Source organism: Solibacillus faecavium, from assembly GCF_014836905.1.
In the GTDB taxonomy this organism is placed as follows: domain Bacteria; phylum Bacillota; class Bacilli; order Bacillales_A; family Planococcaceae; genus Solibacillus; species Solibacillus faecavium.
Genome location: NZ_JACSPZ010000012.1, coordinates 1 through 14,216 on the forward strand (window position 1 = coordinate 1; position 14,216 = coordinate 14,216).

Annotated in this window: 13 protein-coding genes; 6 read left to right on the forward strand and 7 right to left on the reverse strand. The window is 39.2% G+C overall.

All coding sequences use genetic code 11. The annotated features are described in order from the left end of the window. Nucleotides 1-719: 719 nt before the first annotated feature. The gene (locus tag H9635_RS17515; protein WP_191701604.1) at nt 720-956 is read left to right on the forward strand and encodes a hypothetical protein; all 237 of its coding nucleotides are present in this window, start codon (nt 720-722) and stop codon (nt 954-956) included. 49 nt (nt 957-1,005) lie between these two features. Here the strand turns inward: H9635_RS17515 and H9635_RS17520 are convergent, their stop codons facing one another. Next, the gene (locus tag H9635_RS17520) at nt 1,006-1,620 is read right to left on the reverse strand and encodes an NUDIX hydrolase (RefSeq protein ID WP_191701605.1); all 615 of its coding nucleotides are present in this window, start codon (nt 1,618-1,620) and stop codon (nt 1,006-1,008) included. Nucleotides 1,621-1,766: 146 nt separating this feature from the next. Here H9635_RS17520 and H9635_RS17525 point away from each other — a divergent pair, with 146 nt between their 5' ends. The 3 genes from H9635_RS17525 to H9635_RS17535 are packed head-to-tail and all read left to right on the forward strand — an operon-like array spanning nt 1,767 to nt 4,272. Beyond that, complete coding sequence (locus H9635_RS17525) at nt 1,767-2,744, forward strand: ABC transporter substrate-binding protein (RefSeq protein ID WP_191701606.1); 978 nt, start codon at nt 1,767-1,769, stop codon at nt 2,742-2,744. Beyond that, nucleotides 2,745-3,488 carry an ABC transporter ATP-binding protein gene (locus H9635_RS17530; protein WP_191701607.1) on the forward strand — a complete coding sequence of 248 codons (744 nt, stop codon included), beginning with the start codon at nt 2,745-2,747 and terminating at the stop codon, nt 3,486-3,488. Next, nucleotides 3,424-4,272, forward strand: a complete 849-nt coding sequence (locus tag H9635_RS17535; RefSeq protein WP_191701689.1) for an ABC transporter permease — start codon at nt 3,424-3,426, stop codon at nt 4,270-4,272. The genes H9635_RS17530 and H9635_RS17535 overlap by 65 nt, the downstream gene beginning before the upstream one ends. 109 nt (nt 4,273-4,381) lie before the next feature. Here the strand turns inward: H9635_RS17535 and H9635_RS17540 are convergent, their stop codons facing one another. The 6 genes from H9635_RS17540 to H9635_RS17565 all read right to left on the reverse strand — a co-directional run bounded on the left by H9635_RS17540 (nt 4,382) and on the right by H9635_RS17565 (nt 11,978). Further along, entirely contained in the window at nt 4,382-5,572 is a 1,191-nt protein-coding gene (locus tag H9635_RS17540) for a hypothetical protein (RefSeq protein ID WP_191701608.1), read from the reverse strand. Continuing rightward, on the reverse strand, nt 5,556-6,074 hold the full coding sequence (locus H9635_RS17545) for an RNA polymerase sigma factor (protein ID WP_191701609.1): 519 nt from the start codon (nt 6,072-6,074) through the stop codon (nt 5,556-5,558). The genes H9635_RS17540 and H9635_RS17545 overlap by 17 nt, the downstream gene beginning before the upstream one ends. Nucleotides 6,075-6,425: 351 nt before the next feature. Then, nucleotides 6,426-7,550, reverse strand: a complete 1,125-nt coding sequence (locus H9635_RS17550) for a DUF418 domain-containing protein (RefSeq protein WP_191701610.1) — start codon at nt 7,548-7,550, stop codon at nt 6,426-6,428. Nucleotides 7,551-7,616: 66 nt separating this feature from the next. Further along, nucleotides 7,617-9,011, reverse strand: a complete 1,395-nt coding sequence (gene dacB, locus H9635_RS17555) for a D-alanyl-D-alanine carboxypeptidase/D-alanyl-D-alanine endopeptidase (protein WP_191701611.1) — start codon at nt 9,009-9,011, stop codon at nt 7,617-7,619. 170 nt (nt 9,012-9,181) lie between these two features. After that, nucleotides 9,182-10,423, reverse strand: coding sequence for a hypothetical protein (locus H9635_RS17560; RefSeq protein ID WP_191701612.1), 1,242 nt, complete (start codon nt 10,421-10,423; stop codon nt 9,182-9,184). A gap of 13 nt (nt 10,424-10,436) precedes the next feature. Continuing rightward, nucleotides 10,437-11,978 (reverse strand): hypothetical protein, encoded by a 1,542-nt coding sequence (locus H9635_RS17565; protein ID WP_191701613.1) that lies wholly within the window; start codon nt 11,976-11,978, stop codon nt 10,437-10,439. A 401-nt stretch (nt 11,979-12,379) separates the two neighbouring features. Between H9635_RS17565 and H9635_RS17570 the strand changes: the two genes are divergently transcribed. Both H9635_RS17570 and H9635_RS17575 read left to right on the forward strand, forming a co-directional pair. Continuing rightward, a complete protein-coding gene (locus H9635_RS17570; RefSeq protein ID WP_191701614.1) occupies nt 12,380-13,186 on the forward strand; it encodes a VOC family protein in 807 nt (268 codons plus the stop codon). Between the two features lie 17 nt (nt 13,187-13,203). Further along, nucleotides 13,204-14,181 carry an aliphatic sulfonate ABC transporter substrate-binding protein gene (locus H9635_RS17575; RefSeq protein ID WP_191701615.1) on the forward strand — a complete coding sequence of 326 codons (978 nt, stop codon included), beginning with the start codon at nt 13,204-13,206 and terminating at the stop codon, nt 14,179-14,181. The last annotated feature ends 35 nt before the right edge of the window (nt 14,182-14,216 follow it).

Sequence of the window (14,216 nt, forward strand, 5' to 3'; positions counted from 1 at the left end):
AGTTGAAATCTATTGTTTGCTTCATTTAAGAAGCTTGTTTCATTAACGTTGCTTGTTCAGTTTTCAAGGTTCATTTTGTTGTTTTGTTATCAGCTCGTTGCTGACGACTATTAGAATATTACACTCCTTTTAATAAACCGTCAACACTTTTTAATAACTTTTTTTACAATGTTTTTTTACTATTAGTTTCTTCTTATTTATATATCAACCAGAAAAAAATTCACTTTCAACTCTCTATTCGTATGAAATACCCCATCTACAAATTTTTAGAGTAAAAAAATCCCCACTCCATTAATAAATGAAGCGGGGAAAATTGCTACTAAAACAGTTTTTGTAGCAGTTGATATCCTAATCCTTTAAAGGCAATGTCCAACAATGCAGCAACTACAATTACTAGTCCGATACCTAAATATAAATATTTTTTTCCTTTCATAACAGCCTCCAAGTTTTTTCGATGCCTTTATCATATGCTATTTTTTTTATAAATCCTAGATGTTTCTAAAACGGCTATATGTTTGCAGAGACTTTCGTGTGAATTTTAAAAGGTGTGTTTATTTGAGAACGAATAAAATAAAAACAGGCGATTATTCTCTATATACAAGAGAAATCGCCTGTTATTTTCTTTTTACTCTCTCATTCTAGGTATTCCATCCATTATTGGAATATTTACATTTTTTATATGTAAAACTATAATATTACATAAATAAAGGAGGAATAAAATGAGTCGCTATACTATTATTATCACGTCTAAAAACAACCAAAGGCTGCATTTTCGAACAAACAATAAAACATTGATTAAGTTCATGTACGAAAGCGCAACTCAATCACTGGATGTTCAAGTTGCAAAAACCTTAACGCTTGATGAAATGTTGATCGTAGAAGCTTACTTAGACAATCCCCTTTGTTGTGAAGTCCAGGATAATTATACAAAGCAATCAGTCCAGCTCCCCGTTTAATCATACACCAGTACTTAATGGTGCCTGCCACCGATGATTGAGCGTCTTTTTATTTTATCTTTTCAACAAAGTACTTTAATAACCGTGCCGTTAATCCCCATATTGTATAGTTTCTATATTCATAAAACCATTCTTCCATACGGCTCTTACGCCATTCATAATTTTCCCCATTCGCAATTTTGTCAAAGGGGAAATCAATGGAAGGCTTCGGTTCTACCGGAATATAATGCACATATGGCTCATGAGTCAGTAGCCAATTCAGCGGTACCGTAAATAGTTCCTCGACTTCATCCCTATTAAATGAATCCAGCTCAGTCTGCTCGATAACACCGATGAATGGGTATACGACAAAGTCCGGTGAAACGACGTAAGGGCTTAAATGTCCCAAAATTTGAATAGATTGTTGATCAACTCCTAGCTCTTCATGCGTTTCACGAAGCGCAGCAGCAAGAGGAGATGCATCTGTCTCATCAATTTTCCCTCCAGGAAAGCTAATATCCCCAGGTTGTTTTCGCATGGTTAGCGCGCGCACCTCAAATAACACATGCCACTCCCCTTCCTTTTCAACAAGAGGAATCAGTATTGCTGATCGAAAAGCCGTTTCCTCCCCTAAAAATAGGGGTTGTGGTTTTGCCAGTTGTCCCTTCAAATGATTTATTTTCATCGCATTCTCCACCTTATAACGAAAAATAATTACCTTTATCGTATCATGAAAGTTTCACCTTGGTGAAATGTAAAATTGTAGGTAACACCTCTCACCTTCCAGCTGCATACGATACTACAACACTATTTTAAGAAAAGGATGACCAGATGAAATGGCTACGAACGGCCCTTTTTGTAGGGCTTTTATTGTTATTGGCAGGGTGTGGACAAAAGGATTTACAGGAGGTCAAAGTCGGTGAAGTAACTCGTTCCATTTTTTACGCCCCTCTTTATGCGGCGATTGAAGAAGGCTTTTTCGAAGAGGAAGGATTGTCTATAAAACTTTCTACAATTCCAGGTGGAGATAAAACGATGACAGCCCTTTTATCCGATGGGATTGATGTTGCCTTAATCGGAGCAGAAACATCCATTTATGTAGCAGGCCAAAACCCTAATGATGCTGTCATCAATTTTGCGCAGCTTACGCAAACAGATGGTACGTTTTTAGTCGCGCGTGATAAAGATGTTGACTTTAGCTGGGATAAATTAAATGGAAGTACATTTTTAGGTCAACGTGTAGGCGGCATGCCTCAAATGGCTGGAGAATTTGTTCTGAAGCAGCAGGGCATTGATCCACAAAATGATTTAACGCTAATACAAAATATTGATTTTGCTAATATTGCTAATGCCTTCGCTTCCGGTACGGGTGACTACGTACAGCTTTTTGAGCCAACTGCAAGTATTTTTGAAGAGCAAGGTCTTGGAAAGATTGTCGCTTCTTTCGGTGAAGAACTTGGTGCAATTCCATACACAGTGTTTATGACAAAGGAAAGCACGTTCGAAGAGAAAGAGTTAGTGGAAAGCTTCACTACAGCTTTATATAAAGCACAAAAATGGGTGTACAGTGCATCGAGCGAGGAAGTAGCAAAAGCTATTGCTCCATATTTCGAGGATACAAAGCCAGAAATTATTGAGCAGGTGGTAACACGTTACCGCGACCAGGAATCCTTTGCGAAAGATCCAATCATCGATGAAAAGGAATTCCAAAATTTACTTGATGTAATGACGGAGGCTGGGGTATTGGAATTTGAACCTTCCTATGAGGACCTAGTAAACCGGTCATTTGCTGATGCGGTTGTGAAGTAAATGACATTTTTAGAAGTGAAAAATGTGACTCATCACTTTTTTAAGGAGCAACAAGTATCAACAGCCATTGAAAATGTAAACTTTTCAGTTGCAGCAGGTGAGTTTGTCTCCTTTTTAGGTCCTAGCGGTTGCGGGAAATCGACACTTCTTTCTTTACTTGCAGGATTACTAACCCCAACGACCGGGGAGATTGCGTTTGCTGACCGAGACGTAGAAATTGGCTATATGCTTCAACAGGATTTTTTATTTCCGTGGAAAACAATCGAAGAGAATGTGGCACTCGGTTTAACACTTTTAAAAAGGGAAAACCGTGAAATAGTGGATGAACTTTTGGAGCAATTCGAATTAGCCCATACTAAAAAACTATATCCGCCACAACTATCCGGGGGAATGCGCCAACGTATTGCACTTGCACGTACACTTGCTGTCAAACCGACATTACTTCTCCTGGATGAACCATTTTCCGCGCTCGATTTCCGATCAAAACTGTCATTGGAGAACTTTGTATCGGAGACGTTAAAGCAGTTTTCCACAACGACCATTTTAGTAACCCATGATATTAGTGAGGCTATTGCGATGAGCGATAAAGTATTTATCTTCAGCACACGGCCAGGTACTATTGTAAAAAGCTTTATCATCCCGCAGGAAATTCGAGAACTTCCACCATTTGATGCACGGAATGCTCCTGCTTTTCAAGTACTATTCCAGGAAATATGGAAGGAGCTTGATACAGGTGAATATTGAACAGTTACAGCAGCAATATAATGAGAAGCGACGTCAAGAAAAGCGTAAAATATTCTTCTTTCAATTTGTTATCCTTATTGGTCTTCTACTATTTTGGGAACTTACTACACATTTCCGGATACTGGACCCACTGATTTTCAGTAGTCCTCGTGCAGTTGGAAGCCTATTCATCACGAAAATAAGTGATGGGACACTGTTCCCCCATATTGCGATTACCATGTTTGAGACGGTGGTCGGCTTTATACTAGGGACATTGTTCGGTACATTGCTCGCGATCTCTTTGTGGTCATCGAAAACCTTTGCCGATGTGATGGACCCCTATCTTGTCGTATTGAATGCGATGCCTAAAGTAGCAATTGGACCGATTATTCTCGTGATTTTTGGACCGAATATGCTGGCAGTACTTGTAATGGGTGTGCTGATTTCGGTTATTATTTCGACTCTTGTTATTTTTTCCGCATTTCAGCAAGTCAATGAAAACTATGTGAAGGTCATGCAACTTTTTGGCGCTTCTAAATACGAAACATTCCGCCATGTTATTTTGCCTGCCTCTACTCCTACAATTATTTCAACATTAAAGGTAAATGTCGGTCTATCCTGGGTGGGGGTTATTGTAGGGGAGTTTTTAGTATCATCCAGCGGTCTAGGCTATTTAATTATTTCAGGCTTCCAGGTATTTAACTTTACGTTAGTATTCTTGGCACTTTTAATCATTATCGTATTGGCTACTATTATGTATAAAGGCGTGGAAATGATTGAACGGAAGGTACTAGAAAAACAGTGATTAATGAGATGAAAAGACCTCTAAGGAAAACTGAAAACATCCATTTCTCCTCTTTGAAAGAAATGGATGTTTTTTGCTAATAGAAGTGACCCACTTACCTGTCTTCCCCTTAATGAACCGATTCTCCATTAGCATCATAGTACCCTCTAGAATAGGAGCTTAATTCTTTCGGGGTTTTAAAATAAATTATTGTAGGTTTTTGCTCTTTTAATGTAGCCTCCGCCAAATAATTCTGTTCATTTTCAATACGGATTTTTTCTACATGATGACCTGCTTTAAAGGCCATTACATTAATAGAATTAGTTTCAACAATCGCTAGCTTACTGAAATTAAAACCTGAATGCCATGTCATACCTTGATTTATATATCTGCCATTATCATAATCAAATTCAGCCAGCACAGTCATGCCATCCTCAAAAGAAACAAGCGCTGTTCTAGTTTTATGAATCGAGGCGGCATATTGAAGTTCCGGTTGTCCAACCACTTTTACATTCACTTTTTCTAATTCACGCTTCACAGCTTCCACCAATGTCTTTTCATCATAGGCGCTCACATCTTTGAAAGGTTGCCAAAACGGTTGTGAAAAGGATACGAAGGCTAACAAAATGACAAAGGCTGTGATAATAAAGTGTTTATTTTTTATTAAATAAATGATAGCCCCCACCAGCATAGCTAAAACGACTACATACGTTACCCATCTTTTCGTATCAAACGAAGTATAATTCCATTGCCGCTGCTTTTCATCCGTTACTTTCATATAGGGGATTTCAACATGCGGCTTTAGCTGTGAGATTAGTGCCGGCGCCTGCTTTACAAGCTGGTCGATTGATTGGACCGGCTTGATTTCCACCTGTACATTATTGTGCCAGATTGCCTCCTGTACATAATGCAACAGCTCGCTTAATACATAGCGATCGCTTTGGGACAGCGTTGAATCGCTATAAAACCGGCCGCTATTCTGTTCAAGCGCGAGTCGCATTAAATAGGCATCCCCATTATGAAACGGATCTTTCTGTTTTCCAAACTCCACCTGTAACTTCGGTGCTTCATTATTAAAATAATCTACAATCGCTTCGTCTACAGATCCAAACATTGCATCGGCAGCTATTATTTGCGGTGTCTCTTTTTCCGTATTCGTAAAGAATAAAAATAACGCCACCGCACATATGCAGATAGCTGCGATTTGCGGTATGAAGTTTCGTTTTTTGCGAGGTTCCCTATTTAGAATTTGCCGCTTTGCTTGTGGTGATAACTTTTTTCCTTCTAACTCATCTGTTAAAGCTTTAGTAATTGAATTCATCCAGTACACCGCCTTTCTTCAATAATTGCCCAAGCTGTTGTCTTCCGCGCCTCAGTCTTGTTTTCACTGTATTTTCGGAACAGCCGAAGAGATCCGCAATTTGCGCGGTCGTCCAGTCAAAGTAATGATAAAATACGAGCACTTCCCGATACTTAACAGGGAGTTTTTCAATTTCTTTATACACCCGCTTCGATTCATCCTTTCGTTCTACTTGTAAGGCGACATCCTCTCTGGCAATTAACTTTTGACCAAGCTCTATCAGCTGCGTTTGCTTATGCCGCCAGCTTGCCAAATACGATTTGCACCGATTGACAGCGATTCGATATAAATACGTTCTTACATCCGCTTCATGGCGGAACTGCTCCTGCGCTCCGTAAAACCGTAAAAATGTGTCTTGTGTCAGATCCTCCGCCATTTGCCAGTCTTTCGTATATGTATAACAAAGGCGTAATATAAAGTCGCCATGTGTATGTAAAATATCTTCAAATGTTTGCGAATTCATAGCTGCCTCCTTTCCCGATTAACCGTTAGACCTGTGTAATTTAAAAATAGTTTCACTAAAATGAAAAAAGTACCCTTTTTACGAGGGCACTTCTTTAGGAGATTCAGTCCCTCTTTAAAATTAGAAGGAGGAATTACCCTTATTATGAAAATTAATCAAAAAACCACCAGAATAAGCGGAGAGATTCCGCTTATCATACTAAAAGAGCAGGGAAATGATTATTTTTTTGTTGAATAAGCGGAAAATCTCCCTTTATTTTCTGTAAAAACAGGTTCAATCCGCAAATAACGGGAAAATCTCCGCTTATTTATAGGCAGTAATTTCAGAAGGCATTTCTATCAACATCCTCCTTCAACCTTTCCCTAGATAAATAAACTTACGAAGCAACAATTCGACCGGTCCTATCGAAAAGCGTTTTGCATAGAGAGTGGAAGCGAAAAGTTGAATTGCATAAAACGTAAAGGCAAGAACTAATCCTATTGCGACGCCCAGCTCCCCGAAGAAACCGAATCCATACCCATAGAAAATCGTTGTAAAAATGAGCGACTGCATTAAGTAATTTGTTAACGATAAACGGCCAACGCTTGCAAATGCTTTAGATAACTTGCTTTCATGATTGGCTAAATAAAGGAGCGTAAAGAGCGCCATATAACCAAGTGCCAGCATATATGTCCCCGCACCATATAGTAGCTTTCCGGCAAAGTGGTCCCAATATAACAACGCTTTACATGCTAAACCAATTGGAACGAGTAATACCAAGCGTTTTAATATTGCTGTTTTTCCACTAATATTCGAAAAGAAATCTGTTCTGGCTGCAGCCATTCCTAATAATACGAATGGGCCAATGACGAAAAAGGATATAAGTGCGACCAATCCAATGGCGATCGGTAAAACTAATAATCCAAAGACAGCTGGAATATCCTCTGTAATTCCGATACGTTGTTGTACAACTTCCCAATAGGTACCGCTTGCTAAAACAGCTATAGTTTTCTCAGATTCCGCAAGGGTCATGAAATCTGTTTTAACTAAAAATAATGGCATCATCAGTAAGGCCAGGATTGTTGCCCATATAAGCATCGTTTTTACTTTACGTTTAATAAATAACATGATGATGACAAGGCCTGCTCCATAGGTAAATAAAATATCGCCATCCCAAATAAGACTAATATGTAAGACGCCTAAAATCATTAAACCAATGGCACGCCTCCATAATGGCCCTCTTGTTTTTAAATCCCGATTTTCCAACGCTCGAATAAATAAAATAATGCCGTAGCCAAACAAAAATCCAAATATCGGATAAAATGAAGCTTCTACAAATATTTTTGTGAAATAAAATGCCCCTTTATCCCACCAGGTTGTCGGATCTATTGTATTTTGCGTTATATCACCGTATTGAAAATACAACATATTCGCAATGAGTATTCCTAATAGCGAAAACCCTCTTAAGGCGTCAATAGCTTCAATTCTTTTCTTCATTGTGCACCCCCTCATTGTTTTACGGGTGTTGTACAAAAAAGTTTCAGAATTATTTGCTTGCTATAGTTATAGACAAGCGATCATCTCCTTTAATCCGCTATCCAAAAACGGTATCCCTTCTTCACGGCCTTCGAGCATAATGGAGAAAATGTAGTCATGGCCACTTTCCCCTGTCACATAGCCAGATAATGTATTAACTTCATGAATATACCCCGTTTTGGCGAATATACGGTTTTGTAATTCCGGCTCCAAAAAACGATCCTTTAATGTACCGCCGATGAGACGATCTGTATTTCCTGCAACCGGTAGTGAAGCGAAAAACTGTGGGAAGTATGGCTCTTTTTGAAGCTTAAACAAAAGCTGTGAAATCCCATTGGAATGAATGCGGATGCCATGCGAAAGCCCTGATCCATCAACAAACTGCCATGCTGTAAAATCATTTTCATGCTTTTCCAAGTAGGCTTGTACCACTTGCAAACCATGCATGTAATCCCCTTCACCGTGCTGAAGTTTCCCCATTGTCTTCACAAAAATATCCGCCATACTATTGTTACTGAGCTTCATAAAAATAGAGAACATTTTCTCAAGCGTTTGAGATTCGTGTGTATAAATACGTTCCGCCTGTTGGGGAATGACACCACTTGCTATCATGCACTCTTCACTGAAGTCGATGCCCACCTGTTCACACAACACTTTAAAAAATTGCAGTGTATTTTTTGTTGGGTCCTGAAGTGATACCCAAACTTTTGCAGTTTCGCCTTCAGGAATTTCACCTGTGATTTTGATTTGATCTGTATTATTAATGCGACGAATTTCGAGTGTATTTTCCTTATCATTTACTACTGTGAGTGCCTCATTAAAAATCTGCATCCCGCTCAAATGGGGAATGACTACATAGTCCGGCTGTTCGCCTATGTTACGCGCAGTCACTTCTACAATAATCGTACTTGCATCAAAATCATCGTTCGGTGACATCGTAATTGGTGAAATCCGTGCTCCGTAATAGTGTGTCTCTCCCTCCTCGTCAACACCCGGCGGCAACGTATCTCCTGTGAAATATGTATCGTCTCCGATTATCATCCCCGTTATCTTTTGTATGCCTTGTTCGGACAGCTTTTGTGCAAAAAGCTTAAGTGTTGCTTCATTTATTGTAGGGTCACCGTAGCCTTTTATGTAAACATCCCCATACAATGTGCCATCTTCAATTTGCCCGTCCATATAAAGTTCTGTTTTGAAACGGAAATCCAATCCTAGCTCCGATAACGCAGCTGCCCCAGTAATGATTTTCATATTGGAAGCCGGACGCATTAAATGCTCCCCGCGATAAGAATATAATATTTCCCCCGAAGCTCGATCTCTCAATGTAACGGTTGCTTTGTCACTTCCTAAAACAGTTTCCACAATAGTATCTAGCGTAGCAATAGTATTTTCATTTAAAGCTATCTCCCTAACTTCTTCCATAAAGCTCCCCCTTTAAATTGTTAGAATTTACTGTAAATTTAGTGTAACAGAAATTTTTAGGGATTGTATAAGGAAATAAAGATGGGCTTGCTGTTTAATTCAATCTATAGAAAAGCCGCACTCATACGGTCTCCCGTGAAAGTGCGGCGGATCTTAACTCATCAAAAACTCTATATTTTTTTATTATAGGCCTTTATAGCTTCTTCTACTTGTTCAAGTTCCTTTTTTAACGTATACACATGGATACCTGATTTACCAAGTACGGTTATTATCCTGCCGAATGCTTCAACAGGATTTTTCTTTACTGTTTTTCGAATTGCCATCAGTTCACGGCTAACGTTTTCCAGAAGTAAAATTCGGTCATTATGCTGTTTGCCAAGCGCTTGGCATACAGATGACGGTAGTTTATGAACGAGTACTTTCCATTTTGACTGTTTAATCCCTTCTTTTAAATGGAGGATACTGATCATTTCGTCAATTAGCTGAATCAAAGCTTGAACTAATCGTTCCTCTTCCGGCTTCGCGAACTGCCTTTTAATGACCGACGATAATTTTCCGCCTTGTGCCAGGCCAACGTAGGCACCGACTACCGGAAACACGATTGCACCTGCGCCAGGCATCAGTACAGCGCCAACTGAGCCGAGCACTACTCTACCGGTTGCTGCTAAAGCGGTTCTGCTTACCGTATCTGTTGCTACGTTTCGGACAAACGTGGAAGTTAAAATTTCAGTTTGGCGTAAACGTTTTGCATTTGAAAAGGCACTCACACCGGCTGTAATCCACGGAATTTCAAAATCGAGTAAATCTTCCGAATGATGGATTGTCGTTTTTGTATCGGTAATTACTTGTTCACGGCTAACTGAGGAGGTCATTACCATCGGATTGTGCTCGTAATACGGACCAAGCTCGGCATTTACAATTACCGGCGTCTCCGGATATTTAGCCAAATGATCTTCTACTACTTGTTTATTTGCAGCACACTTCACCTGGAATGGTTGACCATCTACAAGCAAGTCCCACCCGGCCTGATTTGATGTTTCCGGAAATTGAACATCATGACCGGCAGCCGCTAATTCCTGAGCCATCATTTGTTCCGCTACATATCCTTGAAGCTGCGCCATATCGCCTGTTGCTGTCGCTGTATCGATCGTTGAAGCAAATTGAGAAAGAGAAAAAAGGTTCGATAAATCATCTGCTCGAGCAAAGTCAATTCCGTCGACCACAGTTGGGTCAATCATCATATAGTCATACAAAAATTCGCCTGCACTTACCGAAGCAATGACCGTCGTTTGTGAAGGCGATTTGAATAATGCCGCTCCTTTTCGCTTTGGTGCTTCGTGCAGCTTGCAGTTTAGCGCTTCTTCAAATAGCCCTTCCCGCCAATAATGCCAAAATTGTTCATTTTTAATCATCCTGTCTGCCCCTTCACACTATATGTTCCAAGCCGTACCACTTTTTTTGATGCTTTTTACATTCACCCTTTAACTGTTGAATTTGACGTTCCGTTGTGGAAATAGCGTCCTTTGTTTGTTGAATGCTAGTCCGTGTTATTTGAATTTCTTTTTGTAGTTGATCCAATTCAAATTGATACTCTTCTGCAGTAATGCACTGCGCTTTCAGTTGCTGTGGTTTCATTTTGACCACTTCTTCTATACGTAGCTGTTCTTTTAGCCTGTATTTCTCATTAAGCTCTTTTAGTTGAGAGGTAATGCTTTGATTGGCAAATGTATTTTTCACCGTGTTCCACAAACCTGCTTGCTTACGATTTGCTTCGATTTCATTTCGCTTTTTGTTCATCGTTTGCAGGATGTTTGCCATCTCACCCGTTAGCTGTATATAGGCAGGAGATTTTTCATGCACCGCAATAAGGTCACTACACTTTTCGATAGCGGCCAGTTTATTAGTTAACATAGCTTGTTTTTTAGCATGTTGATCGGTTTGCAGCCTCATTTGTTCTTTAAATACGTCTTTTTTTGCCTGCTGTTGCTGTTGGGTCATTTCATATGTAGCAATTTCCTGTAAAATTTTCTGTTGCTTGTCGTAGAGCTTTTGCCATTCTTGTATAAAACGCTCCACTTGAACAGGTTGCTTTTCTTCAATGACGGCAGGCAATAATAGTTGAACGATGCCAATCGGAATAAATGCTTTTCGAACTTTTTTGTTTTGATAATTAATTAGAGCTCCCCCACCAACAGCAATGAGCGCTAAACCAACAGGACCCGTTAAAATAGAAAGCGCTGATGTCGCAAACATATAGGCACCAAAAGGCAATGTTACACCGAGCAAACCTGCTGTCGCTGCAATAGTAGAGGTTAAGGTTGTAAATGCCGCAAAGCCCGCTACCTCGACAATGATCGCCATTAATACGGCTGTCCCTTGTGTAGCAATCAACTGTTGAATTGTTGAATTAGTCAGCTCATCAATATTGAGCTTTTCTTTAATTTGCCGCTGCTTTTCCAGTGGCAGCGACTGGATGTATGCTTCAATTTGCTGTATTAAATTTTCAGTTGTTTCATCATCTAAATCTGCTCGCCCTTGATCAAATGATTCGAAGATCTTTTGCATTTGATATAACACGAGCGAAACAGATGGCTGTTCGTCCCTTTTTTCAGCAAACTGCTTATATTGTTTATCTTGCTTTAATTGAAGAGCGTGGGCTTTTTCAACGATTTGTGTACAGGCATATTCGATTTCCGTCAATAAATTGTAATGCGCCCCTTTAATTTCGAGCTGCTCAAGCATGTATAAAAACAGTTGTAGCTGTAATTGCTCATCTGGATATTGATGTAATCTCTTTATTTCTTCTTGTAAATTTTGCTCAAAGTGATTTAAATCTTTCGTCATGACATCCTTCGCCTTTGCTAACAGTAAGTCATATAATTTTGTTTCCATTACAAGCGCATAGACAAGGCGTAAATCATCACCAGTCGCATTTAGCAACCCTTGTGCCAATCGTTTACCATCCAATTTAAAACACTCCTTTTCACCCTATATTTTACCATAATACGTCATTATCGTTAGACCATATTAATACATCTAAATGTGTGTTCAAATAATTTATCGGCATTTCTCATAAGCGTATGATATTTTTTCGCAAAATCATTTAAGTATCTAACTCTTGAGAGACATGTCATGAAAATCCTACTAATTTCGACAAAATATTTAATTTTTCTGAATTTTATGTTGACTTTTTATATGAAAATATTTAAAGTATTACTAAGTTAAAGTGTATTAATCTTATAGGGATTGTGGATTTCCATTCATTACATGATTAGGTTAGAAAGATAGCCATCATTTTTGAACTAAAACCAACTAAATCAATACGTTTAGAAATAATTCCACTTTAGATTGTAGAGGAGAAGATATATATGGCATTACAGTTCGATCATTTTGTTCATTTAACACCTGACCCAACAAAGGCAGCGGAGGCATTTCAAAAGTTAGGCCTACACGCTGTTCAAGGAGGGCGTCATGAAAATTTAGGCACTTACAACACACTTAGCTACTTTGATTTAAGTTATGTCGAGTTAATCGGCATCTTTGATGAAGCGCTTGTAAAAGAAGCTGGCAGCGTAAAATACAGCCTACGTGATACATTTATCGAAAATAATTTACAATCTGGTCCACAGCGTATTGCGCTTCGTTCAGATAATTTACAGGAGCTGGCCGAACACTTTAAAGCACAAGGGCTCGAAGTAAATGGTCCGACTGATTTCAGTCGGACTCGCCCGGATGGCACTTTGGTCACTTGGAAATTATTATTCGCAGGCAAACCAGATGAATCTTTACATTTACCTTTCTTTATTGAGTGGGATGAAAAGGATCATGAGCGACGTGAAGATTTAACAGCACGCGGAGTGATTGCGCCCCATGAACTAGGTGATATTCAAGTAGACGGGGCAGCATTTGCTGTCCGTAATGTTGAAGAGACTGTAGCACTTTGGTCAACGTTATTTCAGCTTGAAAAAGGCGCAAGCTATATCGATGAAGAATGGAATTCAAAAGTCCAACGCCTATCATTGCAAGGTGGCGATATTGTACTGTATGAGCCACTTGGAGAAGGTGTAGTTGCAGACGTACTGGAAGCCGGTGGTGAAAGACTTTTCGCGCTTCAATTTAAAGGAGCTACACAAAAGGTAGAAGAAATTACAAATGCACTTTATCGATTTGTTTAAAAAATGGAGGATAAATAATGAAAAAGCTATTATCAGTATTTGGTTTATTTTTAGTATTAGCAGTGTTAACTGCATGCTCATCCGATGAAAAGGACGGCGCATCAACAGGCAACGTACAAGAGAAAGAGTTAAAGACAATTAATATCGGCTATCAAAAAGGCAATACATTACACATTTTAAAAGAGTCAGGTATTTTAGATGAAGCTGCTAAAGAAAAAGATTTAGAGATTAAATGGGAATTGTTCACACACGGTAATACATTAATGGAGGGCATTTATGCAGGCGCAATTCATTTCGGTCACGCTGCAGATGGTCCTGGTATTTTCGCTCAAGCTTCCAATAAGCCTTTCTACTATGTAGGGGCAGATAATCCAAATCCAGAAGGTGTTGGGATTGTCGTATTAAAAAAATCAGGCATCACAAAGCTTGAAGATTTAAAAGGGAAAAAAGTTGGCGCTTTAAAAGGTGGTAACCACCATTATTCTACAGTACTTGCTCTAGAGTCAGTCGGTTTAACAGTAGATGATGTTGAGTGGGTATATCCAGAGGATGCAGCACAAGGGCGTGCATTATTTGAAACAGGGCAAATCGATGCTTTAGCTTCTTATGATCCATTCTTTGCATCGGCAGAACTTGAAACAGATTCTATCACATTAGTAAACGGGGATATCGACGGCTACCCGAATCGTACATTCTATTTTGCAACAGAAACATTTGTTGATAATAATCCAGAGCTAGTCGAGTTCATTTTAGAAAAAATTGATGAGTCCGATAAATGGGCGAACGAAAATCGTGAGGAAGTAATCGCGATTATGTCTGAAGCACTTGGCATTAAAGAAGAGGTTATTAGTAAGCAAATTAACCGTCGTACATTCGGTGCATCTGAAATTACAGACGAAATTATTGAAACACAGCAAAAACAAGCGGATAAATACTTCGAACTGAAATTAATTCCAGTAGAAGTAACTATCCAAGACAAAGTTTGGACTAAATAGGAAGTTGAGTAAGCGAGTGCGATCATGCTCTCGCT

Excerpts from the sequence above, each read along its gene's own strand:
- H9635_RS17560 (WP_191701612.1), bottom strand. The coding sequence starts at position 10,423 with ATGATTAAAAATGAACAATTTTGGCATTATTGGCGGGAAGGGCTATTT.
- H9635_RS17515 (WP_191701604.1), top strand. The coding sequence starts at position 720 with ATGAGTCGCTATACTATTATTATCACGTCTAAAAACAACCAAAGGCTG.
- dacB (WP_191701611.1), bottom strand. The coding sequence starts at position 9,011 with ATGGAAGAAGTTAGGGAGATAGCTTTAAATGAAAATACTATTGCTACG.
- H9635_RS17570 (WP_191701614.1), top strand. The coding sequence starts at position 12,380 with ATGGCATTACAGTTCGATCATTTTGTTCATTTAACACCTGACCCAACA.
- H9635_RS17545 (WP_191701609.1), bottom strand. The coding sequence starts at position 6,074 with ATGAATTCGCAAACATTTGAAGATATTTTACATACACATGGCGACTTT.
- H9635_RS17520 (WP_191701605.1), bottom strand. The coding sequence starts at position 1,620 with ATGAAAATAAATCATTTGAAGGGACAACTGGCAAAACCACAACCCCTA.
- H9635_RS17550 (WP_191701610.1), bottom strand. The coding sequence starts at position 7,550 with ATGAAGAAAAGAATTGAAGCTATTGACGCCTTAAGAGGGTTTTCGCTA.
- H9635_RS17535 (WP_191701689.1), top strand. The coding sequence starts at position 3,424 with ATGCTCCTGCTTTTCAAGTACTATTCCAGGAAATATGGAAGGAGCTTG.
- H9635_RS17530 (WP_191701607.1), top strand. The coding sequence starts at position 2,745 with ATGACATTTTTAGAAGTGAAAAATGTGACTCATCACTTTTTTAAGGAG.
- H9635_RS17525 (WP_191701606.1), top strand. The coding sequence starts at position 1,767 with ATGAAATGGCTACGAACGGCCCTTTTTGTAGGGCTTTTATTGTTATTG.
- H9635_RS17575 (WP_191701615.1), top strand. The coding sequence starts at position 13,204 with ATGAAAAAGCTATTATCAGTATTTGGTTTATTTTTAGTATTAGCAGTG.
- H9635_RS17540 (WP_191701608.1), bottom strand. The coding sequence starts at position 5,572 with ATGAATTCAATTACTAAAGCTTTAACAGATGAGTTAGAAGGAAAAAAG.